Here is a 7,146-nt window from a genome sequence, read left to right as displayed (position 1 = left end):
GAATTCTCCCCTCTCCCGCTTGCGGGAGAGGGGCCGGGGGGGACGGCAGCCGAGGCATGCGCCGGCATGATTCCAAACGCGCCGACATCGCGGCCTCTGCGCCGGTGACCGCTGCCGCGCCCGGGCTCGTTCGTGCCTCCGGCTAGATCCTTCGGCCCGCGAAGGATGTGCTACGGGCGAGTGCGGTGCGCCTGGGCCTCAGGATGACAAGACTTGGTGTGGCAACGAGTTAGCGTGACGCGCCGGGCTGGCTCCCTTCCCCCGCGCAGTTTGCGGGGGAAGGGCTGGGGATGGGGGCCGCCGCGGCATGCGACGCGCCCTGTCGAACCCCGATCGAAGTACTCCCCTCTCCGCACGCAGTTTGTGCGGGGAGGGGCCGGGGGAGGGGCCCCCGCGGCATGCTCCAAGCCCTGTCGAACCCCGGATCGAAGTTCCGCCCTAGCTGCTCACCGCCCCGCGGGTGACTGCACGCGGCTCCGCGGCGGGGGCGGGCGCGTGGCCGTGGGACAGCTGCGGAGGCGTGTAGCGTGCTGCCTTCGGGCCCAGGACGTTCGCCCGCACGATGTGCCAGATGGCCGCCACGCCATCCCGCCAGCCAATCTTCTTTCCCTCGTCGTACGTGCGGCCGGCGTACGAGATGGGCACCTCATAGATCCGCGCGCGCGACTGGGCCAGCCGCGCCGTCAGCTCCGGCTCGATGCCGAAGCGGTTCGCGGACAGCGGCAGGCTCTTCATCAGGTCTGCGCGCGCCATCTTGTAGCACGTCTCCATGTCGGTCAGGTTCAGGTCGGTGAACATGTTCGACAGGAGCGTCAGCACGCCGTTCCCCATCCGGTGCCAGAAGTACATCACCCGGTGCGGCCCGCCCGCGAAGCGCGACCCGAACACCGCGTCTGCACGGCCGTCGGCGATGGGCTCCAGCAGGCGCGGAAGCTCGAACGGATCGTACTCCAGGTCCGCGTCCTGGATGACCACCACGTCGCCCGTGGCCGCCGCAATCCCCGTGCGCACGGCGAAGCCCTTGCCGCGGTTGCGGGGCTGCTCGATCAGCCGGTGGATGACGCCGTCCGCGTGCAGCTCGCGCAGGGCGGCGCGGGTGCCGTCGGTGGAGCCGTCGTCCACGCAGATCAGTTCCAGATCCAGCGGCACCGCGCGCACCCGCTGGGTAGATTCGCGGATGGTCGCTTCCTCGTTGTAGACCGGCATCACCACCGATAGGCGGATCCCAGCCCCGCTCTCGTGCCCGCTCACGCGTCCCCCCTCCTGGCAATGGCGATCAGGCTCTGCCCCACGGGCGGCGTCCACACGCGCTCCAGCCGCGAGATCCACGGAATCATCCACCGGTCGTACAGTTTTGCGTCCCGCGCGCTCACCGTGCGCCGCCGCAGCACCTTGCCGCTCATCCACCACGCCAGCACGCCGGGAAGGTTGGTGTAGTCCACGCTCAGCGGCGTGAACCCCGCTTCCCGGAGCCGGCCAGTCAGCTCGCGTTTCGTGTACCGCCGGTAATGATCGAACGCCTCGTCCAGAGCGCCGTAGATGGCGGGCAGGGCGGGGACGAAGAGCAGCGCGTGGCCGCCGGGCGAAAGCAGACGGTGCGCATCGGCCAGGAAGGTGGCGTCGTCGCGCACGTGCTCCATCACGTTCACTGCCACCACCGTGTCGGCGCTGCCGGGCTCACCCGCATCGGCCAGGTAGCCGCGGCGCGTGGTGACGTGGGGCCGTCGCGCGAACCGCGCGCTGAGGTGGGGCCAGTTGTTGGCGGCGGGCTCCACCAGGGTGAGTTGCGCATCAGGCGCGGCGGCGCGCAGGTGCTCGGCGAAGGTGCCGATGCCCGCGCCCACCTCCACGATCCGCCGCCCCAGGTACGGCGCGAACCGGCGGGCGATCCAGCCATAGTAGTTGCGGGCTTTGGCCAGCGCGTCCAGCTCTTCGCCGGAGTAGGTGAAGGCCTGCGATGCGGTCGTCGTCACCGGGTCGGGTCGGTCGCGGAAATCTCGTGTGTGCGGCGGGCGGATGCCGCCCCTGCGAAGCCGCGTAGAATGTGCGGACCGGGCGCGCCAGGCAAGGGCGCCGCGGCCGAAAATCTTTCTTGTCCACGGGGCGGCCGCACGCCTATGTTGCCCTCCATCGGCCCGGCCGGGCCGGTTTCCGTGCATCCATCATTTCAGAAGATCCGGCCCCCCGATGAGAACCCTGTCCATCGCCACCGTGCTGGCCGTCGCGCTCGCCGCCCCCCTGCGGGCGCAGCCCGACGCCGCATTCCCCGTTCTCGCCGTGGGACAGCGCGCCTCCGGGCAGCTGAGTACGGGTGATCCGGCGCTGTACGAGCGCGGCCCGTTCAAGGTCTACCGATTCCAGGCCGAGGCCGGCCGACGCTACGTCGCCACGCTGCAGTCCTCCGACTTCGACGCGTACCTTACCGTGGCGCGAACGGTGGGAGGCATCACGGACCACATGCTGATGGACGACGATGGCGCGGGCGAGACCAACGCGCGCCTCCGCTTCACCGCGCCCGCGTCGGGCACCTACCTGCTGATCGCGCAGTCGCTGCTGCCGGAAGGAACGGGGGCGTTCACCGTGAGCGTCGATACGATGCCGGCCAAGCGCCTGGCCATCGGCGACCTGCGGGTGGGGCAGACGGTGACGGGGGAGCTGGAGGAGACGGACCGCGAGTACGGCGCCGGGCCGGGCGGCGGCGGCTTCTTCGACCTGTACCGGGTTCGCGGCACGCCGGGGCAGCGGCTGCGGCTGCGCATGCTGATGGGCGACTTCTTCCCGGCGCTGAACGGGGGAAGCATGGCCGGCGACGAGTTCGTTCCGGACGCGTTCGGACAGGGCCAGGGCGTGCTGCTGCTCACGCTGCCGCCCTCGGGCGAAACGCTGGTGCAGGCGGGTGTCGAGGGCGAAGTCCTGGGCGAGTACACGCTGACGGTGGCGGACCGCGGCCCGGCCGCCGCTCCCCGGCCCGTGCGCCTTTCACGCGGCCAGCCGGTGCATGGCCGCCTGCAAGCGGGCGACGCGGAGAACGAGGAAGATGGACGCTGGACGGACCACTACATCATCACGGGAAGCGCGGGCGAGCGCATCCGCGTGACGATGGCCGCGGAGGCGTTCGACGCGTACCTGTCCATCGGCCGGATGGTGGACGGCGCGTTCCAGGAGATCGCATCCAACGACGACGAGGGCGAGCAAGGCACCAACTCGGCCGTGGAGGTGCAGCTCCCCGAGGCCGGCGAGTACGTGATCATTGCAACCTCGTTCGCCCCGGGCGGCGAGGGCGAGTACCGCATCCAGTTCGCCGCGCCCTGACCGGGCCGGTCACATCGGCGCGAGGCCGGCGCGGCGCGCCAGCCGGTCGGCCGTGGCGATGACGGCGAGGACCAGGGCGACGACCGCGATGCCGTGCAGCCCCGAATTCTGCGATACGGGCCCCGCGACGCCGGTCAGCGCCCCCCCGAGCACGGCGACGACGAACGGCACGCCGATGACGCAGGCTGCGGCCATCAGCACGGGGAGCACGTAGCGCTCGAAGGGCGACGCGCGCACGGGCTCCGGCATCAGCCGCGCGGTCATCAGCTCGGCGAAGTTGTCGGGCAGGGTGAATCCGTCGTCCTCGCCCAGCGCGGCGAACACCACCCGGTAGGCGGCCTCGTCCGCATCCGCCGCGGCGCGCGCAGTCCCCCGGGCAAGCGCGTCCTGGATCTCCTCGTCCCGTTCCATCATCCCGTTCCCTCCGGTCCATAGCTGGCCACCAGCTTCTCCTTCAGCATCCTGCGCGCCCGGAACAGGTGGCTCTTCACCGTGCCCTCGGGCAGGTCCATCACCGCCGCGATCTCGCCGACGGCCATCTCCTCCAGGTGATACAGCGTCACCACCGTCCGGTACTGCACCGGCAGCTCGTCTACCCGCGCGCGGACGAAGGCCCGCAGCTCGGCGCCCTCGGCCTCGTCCAGCGGCGACGCGCGCGTGCCCGGCAGCTGGTCGACGGCCGTTCCGCCGGTTTCGTCGGGGCGCAGGTCGTCGTACAGCGGAATGCGGCGCCGCTCCAGGTGATTGAGGCTCAGCCGGTACGCGATGCGCGCGATCCAGGTGGACAGCGCCGCTTCGTGGGCGAACTGGTCGAGCTTCTGGTACACGCGGATGAAGACGTCCTGGCACACCTCTTCGCGGTCGCGCGGGTCGCGCACGATGCGGAAGACGACATGGCTCACCAGGCGCTGGTGCGTGTGCACCAGCTCCCGGAAGGCGTCGCGGTCGCCCGCGAGCACTCGTGCCACCATCTCCCGATCGTTCATCTCCCGTTGGACAGGGTCATCGCGGGTTCGGTTGCAGGGGAGGCGATCGGGGTCGATAGGAAGGTTCCGGCTGGATGTCGCTCATGCCTCGGGAGGCCCCTCCCCCGGCCCCTCCCCGCACAAACTGCGTGCGGAGAGGGGGGAACTTCGGGCGGGGTTCGATGGGGTTCGTCGCATGCCGCGGGCGCCCCCTCTCCCGGCCTCTCCCCCGCAAACAGCGCGGGAGAGAGGAGAACTTCGATCGGGGTTCGACGGGGTTCGTCGCATGCTGCGGGAGCCCCCTCCCCCCGTCCCCCGTCCCCCGCTGCGCAGGGGAGGGGGTGAACTTCGGTTGCGGTTCCGCTGTCCCCGCCGTGGGTTCACTCACTCCTGCATCGGCGTGCAACCGATCCGCGACAGCGCCTGTCTATCGTTGCAGGTGGACGAGGCACGTGCAACCGATCTCCGGGTCGGCCTGTCCATCCTGAATGAGGCGCCGATCCGGGGCCTCGCGCAACCCCGATGAATGCCCCTGGAGGTTACGATGTGGGAAAGTCCTGTGCTCGTTTTCATCAGCTTCTTCGCCTTCATCCTGGGCACCACCAAGGTGCTCTCCGACAACTGGACGAAGCGCAAGCTGATCGAGGCGCGGGTGTCGGAAGACATCATCCGCGCGCTGTTCCGCAAGGAATCCGATCCCGAGATGTTCGCCGCCCTCAAGTGGGGAATCGTGCTGGCGGCGCTGGGCCTCGGGCTGATCGTGTCGCAGTACCTGCCCTCGCGCTTCGAGGAGCCGCTTGCCTGGGGCGTGGTGCTGGTATTCGGCGGCGTCGGGCTGCTGGCCTACTACGCCACCGCCCGCGCCGTGCTGCGGCGCGAGGCCGGCACCCATCCCGAGCGGCAGCGCGCGTATCCCGACGAGCACATCTGAGCCCGTCGCAACCACGACACAGGTCCCGACAGAGGCGACCTTTCAACCTGAGAGATAGATGATGAACACGACGATCGCCATCACCCTCGCCGCCCTCCTGGCGGCGAGCCCCGCGCGAGCCCAGCAGCAGCCCGCGCCCGCCGGTCCGTCCGGCGCGCCCGCCCCGGTGCAGATCCCCGCGACGCCCGCCGGGACGGCCGCCCGCGCCTTCATGGACGCGGTGAACGCAGGCGATTCGGCAACACTGCACGCGTTCGTGGAGCGGCACGTGTCGCAGACGCTGGCCATGGGGTGGACCCCCGCCCGGTACGAGGCCATGTTCGGCCGGCTGGTGCGGCAGAGCGGCGGCGGGCTGGAGCCCGGGCGCCTGATGGACCAGGGCGACCCCAACTACCTGGGCGTGATCTTCCAGACCCGCTCCGGCGGCCGCATCGGAGTGGAGTTCGTCGCCGACCCGGCCGACCCCGCGCGGATGAAACTGATCGAGCTGCACCCGATGCCGCCACGGGGCGCACGCCCGGAATTTCCGCAGGGCAAGGTGGACGAGGCCACCGTCGCCGCCGCGGTCGCCCGCCACGTGGGCGCGGCGGCGGAGGCGGACCGGTTCAGCGGCGTGGTGCTGCTGGCGCACGGCAGCCGCATCGTCCATCACCAGGCGTACGGGATGGCGGACCGCGAGGCGGGCCGGGCGAACACGCTCGACACCCGCATCGGCACGGGCTCGGTGCCCAAGATGATCACCGGCGTCGCCGTCGCCCAGCTGGTGGAGCACGGCAGGCTGAAGTTCACCGACACGCTGGGCGCCGTGCTCCCCGACTATCCCAACGAGGATGCGCGGCGGCACGTGACCATCCACCACCTGCTGACCCACACGGCCGGCGTGGGCGACCCGTTCCTGTCCCCCGGCTACGTGCGGGGCACCCGGTACGCCACCCCGCGGGAGTGGATGGCGCTCTTCGCCGGCGAGCCGCTGGCGTTCCGCCCCGGCGAGCGGATGCAGTACAGCAACGGCGGATACGCGGTGCTGGCCGCCGTGGTGGAGCGGGTGAGCGGGCAGCCGTTCGGGGAGTACGTGCGCGACCACGTGTTCCGCCCGGCGGGGATGGCGGTCGCGAACCTGGATGCGTACCGGCGGCTGCCGTGGGCGCGCGGCTACTCGCGTCCGCCCGAGACGGACCCCATGGGGCTGGAGCCGCGCCGGAGCAACGAGTGGATGGTGGGCGATCACGGGCCGTCCACGGACCTGAGCGGCTTCGGCGGGATCGGCCTGACGGCGGAAGACCTGTTCCGCTTCACGCAGGCGCTTCGCGAGCACCGGCTGCTGGGCGCGGAGATGACGCGGACGGTGCTGGAAGGCAAGGTGGATGTGGGTCCGGGCGCGCCGGTGAAGTACGCGTACGGGTTCTACGTGGCCGCATTCCCGGACGAGCACCCGACCATCGGCCACAGCGGCGGCGGTAGCGCCTCCGGCATTGGCGCCGACGTGGAGATGGTGGGCGACTGGACGCTGGTCGTGCTGAGCAACTACGACCTGGAGCAGGACCTGCGGCCGATGGCCGGGCCGGTGCTGGGCTTCCTGGCCCGCCAGTAACACGAGCCAGTGACAACAATCGGCCCTCCCCGGCAACGGGGAGGGCCGACGCATTTGTGGGATACCGTGGCGCGCCCCACACTCGACCTCACGCCCAAGCAAGCCAGTCCGCGCAGGCGGACTTCGTGTAGTCGTTGCAGCGAATTCATTCGCCCGTGCAGACCTCAGGCGGCTCCACAATCAGGGTCTAAGTCCTGAGTCCCCAATCCCGAGTTCCGGCGGTTCCGACTCGCGCCCCAAGACTCCGTGTCGCTGCCGCGCCCACGCTGCGAGGAATCCGCGGCAAGATCCCACGGCCCTGCATCGCATGTGCTGCGGGCCAGTTCGGTGCGCTCGGGCCTCTGGAT

Annotated in this window: 7 protein-coding genes; 3 read left to right on the top strand and 4 right to left on the bottom strand. The window is 70.7% G+C overall.

Annotated elements, in window-relative coordinates; genetic code table 11:
- Positions 1–438 precede the first annotated feature (438 nt).
- Together VIB55_RS23490 and VIB55_RS23485 are read right to left on the bottom strand one after the other, a co-directional pair.
- Entirely contained in the window at positions 439–1,251 is an 813-nt protein-coding gene (locus tag VIB55_RS23490) for a glycosyltransferase family 2 protein (protein WP_331879113.1), read from the bottom strand.
- A complete protein-coding gene (locus tag VIB55_RS23485; RefSeq protein WP_331879112.1) occupies positions 1,248–1,973 on the bottom strand; it encodes a class I SAM-dependent methyltransferase in 726 nt (241 codons plus the stop codon). The genes VIB55_RS23490 and VIB55_RS23485 overlap by 4 nt, the downstream gene beginning before the upstream one ends.
- 214 nt (positions 1,974–2,187) lie before the next feature.
- Here VIB55_RS23485 and VIB55_RS23480 point away from each other — a divergent pair, with 214 nt between their 5' ends.
- Positions 2,188–3,312: a hypothetical protein gene (locus tag VIB55_RS23480; RefSeq protein WP_331879111.1), complete on the top strand. Its 1,125-nt coding sequence runs from the start codon at positions 2,188–2,190 to the stop codon at positions 3,310–3,312.
- A gap of 9 nt (positions 3,313–3,321) precedes the next feature.
- On the opposite strand, the gene VIB55_RS23475 is transcribed toward VIB55_RS23480, so the two are convergent.
- Together VIB55_RS23475 and VIB55_RS23470 are read right to left on the bottom strand one after the other, a co-directional pair.
- Positions 3,322–3,726, bottom strand: coding sequence for a hypothetical protein (locus tag VIB55_RS23475; RefSeq protein WP_331879110.1), 405 nt, complete (start codon positions 3,724–3,726; stop codon positions 3,322–3,324).
- On the bottom strand, positions 3,723–4,298 hold the full coding sequence (locus VIB55_RS23470) for an RNA polymerase sigma factor (protein WP_331879109.1): 576 nt from the start codon (positions 4,296–4,298) through the stop codon (positions 3,723–3,725). The genes VIB55_RS23475 and VIB55_RS23470 overlap by 4 nt, the downstream gene beginning before the upstream one ends.
- A gap of 523 nt (positions 4,299–4,821) precedes the next feature.
- On the opposite strand from VIB55_RS23470, the gene VIB55_RS23465 reads away from it, so the two are divergent.
- Together VIB55_RS23465 and VIB55_RS23460 are read left to right on the top strand one after the other, a co-directional pair.
- Positions 4,822–5,208, top strand: a complete 387-nt coding sequence (locus VIB55_RS23465) for a DUF6249 domain-containing protein (RefSeq protein WP_331879108.1) — start codon at positions 4,822–4,824, stop codon at positions 5,206–5,208.
- Between the two features lie 58 nt (positions 5,209–5,266).
- Positions 5,267–6,799 carry a serine hydrolase domain-containing protein gene (locus tag VIB55_RS23460; RefSeq protein ID WP_331879107.1) on the top strand — a complete coding sequence of 511 codons (1,533 nt, stop codon included), beginning with the start codon at positions 5,267–5,269 and terminating at the stop codon, positions 6,797–6,799.
- Positions 6,800–7,146: the final 347 nt, after the last annotated feature.

Source organism: Longimicrobium sp., from assembly GCF_036554565.1.
Taxonomy (GTDB): domain Bacteria; phylum Gemmatimonadota; class Gemmatimonadetes; order Longimicrobiales; family Longimicrobiaceae; genus Longimicrobium.
This window is presented reverse-complemented; position numbering and strand designations above follow the sequence as displayed.

Bases quoted from the DNA above. Each gene is read 5' to 3' on its own strand.
- VIB55_RS23465 (WP_331879108.1), top strand. From the start codon at position 4,822: ATGTGGGAAAGTCCTGTGCTCGTTTTCATCAGCTTCTTCGCCTTCATC.
- VIB55_RS23460 (WP_331879107.1), top strand. From the start codon at position 5,267: ATGATGAACACGACGATCGCCATCACCCTCGCCGCCCTCCTGGCGGCG.
- VIB55_RS23475 (WP_331879110.1), bottom strand. From the start codon at position 3,726: ATGATGGAACGGGACGAGGAGATCCAGGACGCGCTTGCCCGGGGGACT.
- VIB55_RS23480 (WP_331879111.1), top strand. From the start codon at position 2,188: ATGAGAACCCTGTCCATCGCCACCGTGCTGGCCGTCGCGCTCGCCGCC.
- VIB55_RS23470 (WP_331879109.1), bottom strand. From the start codon at position 4,298: ATGAACGATCGGGAGATGGTGGCACGAGTGCTCGCGGGCGACCGCGAC.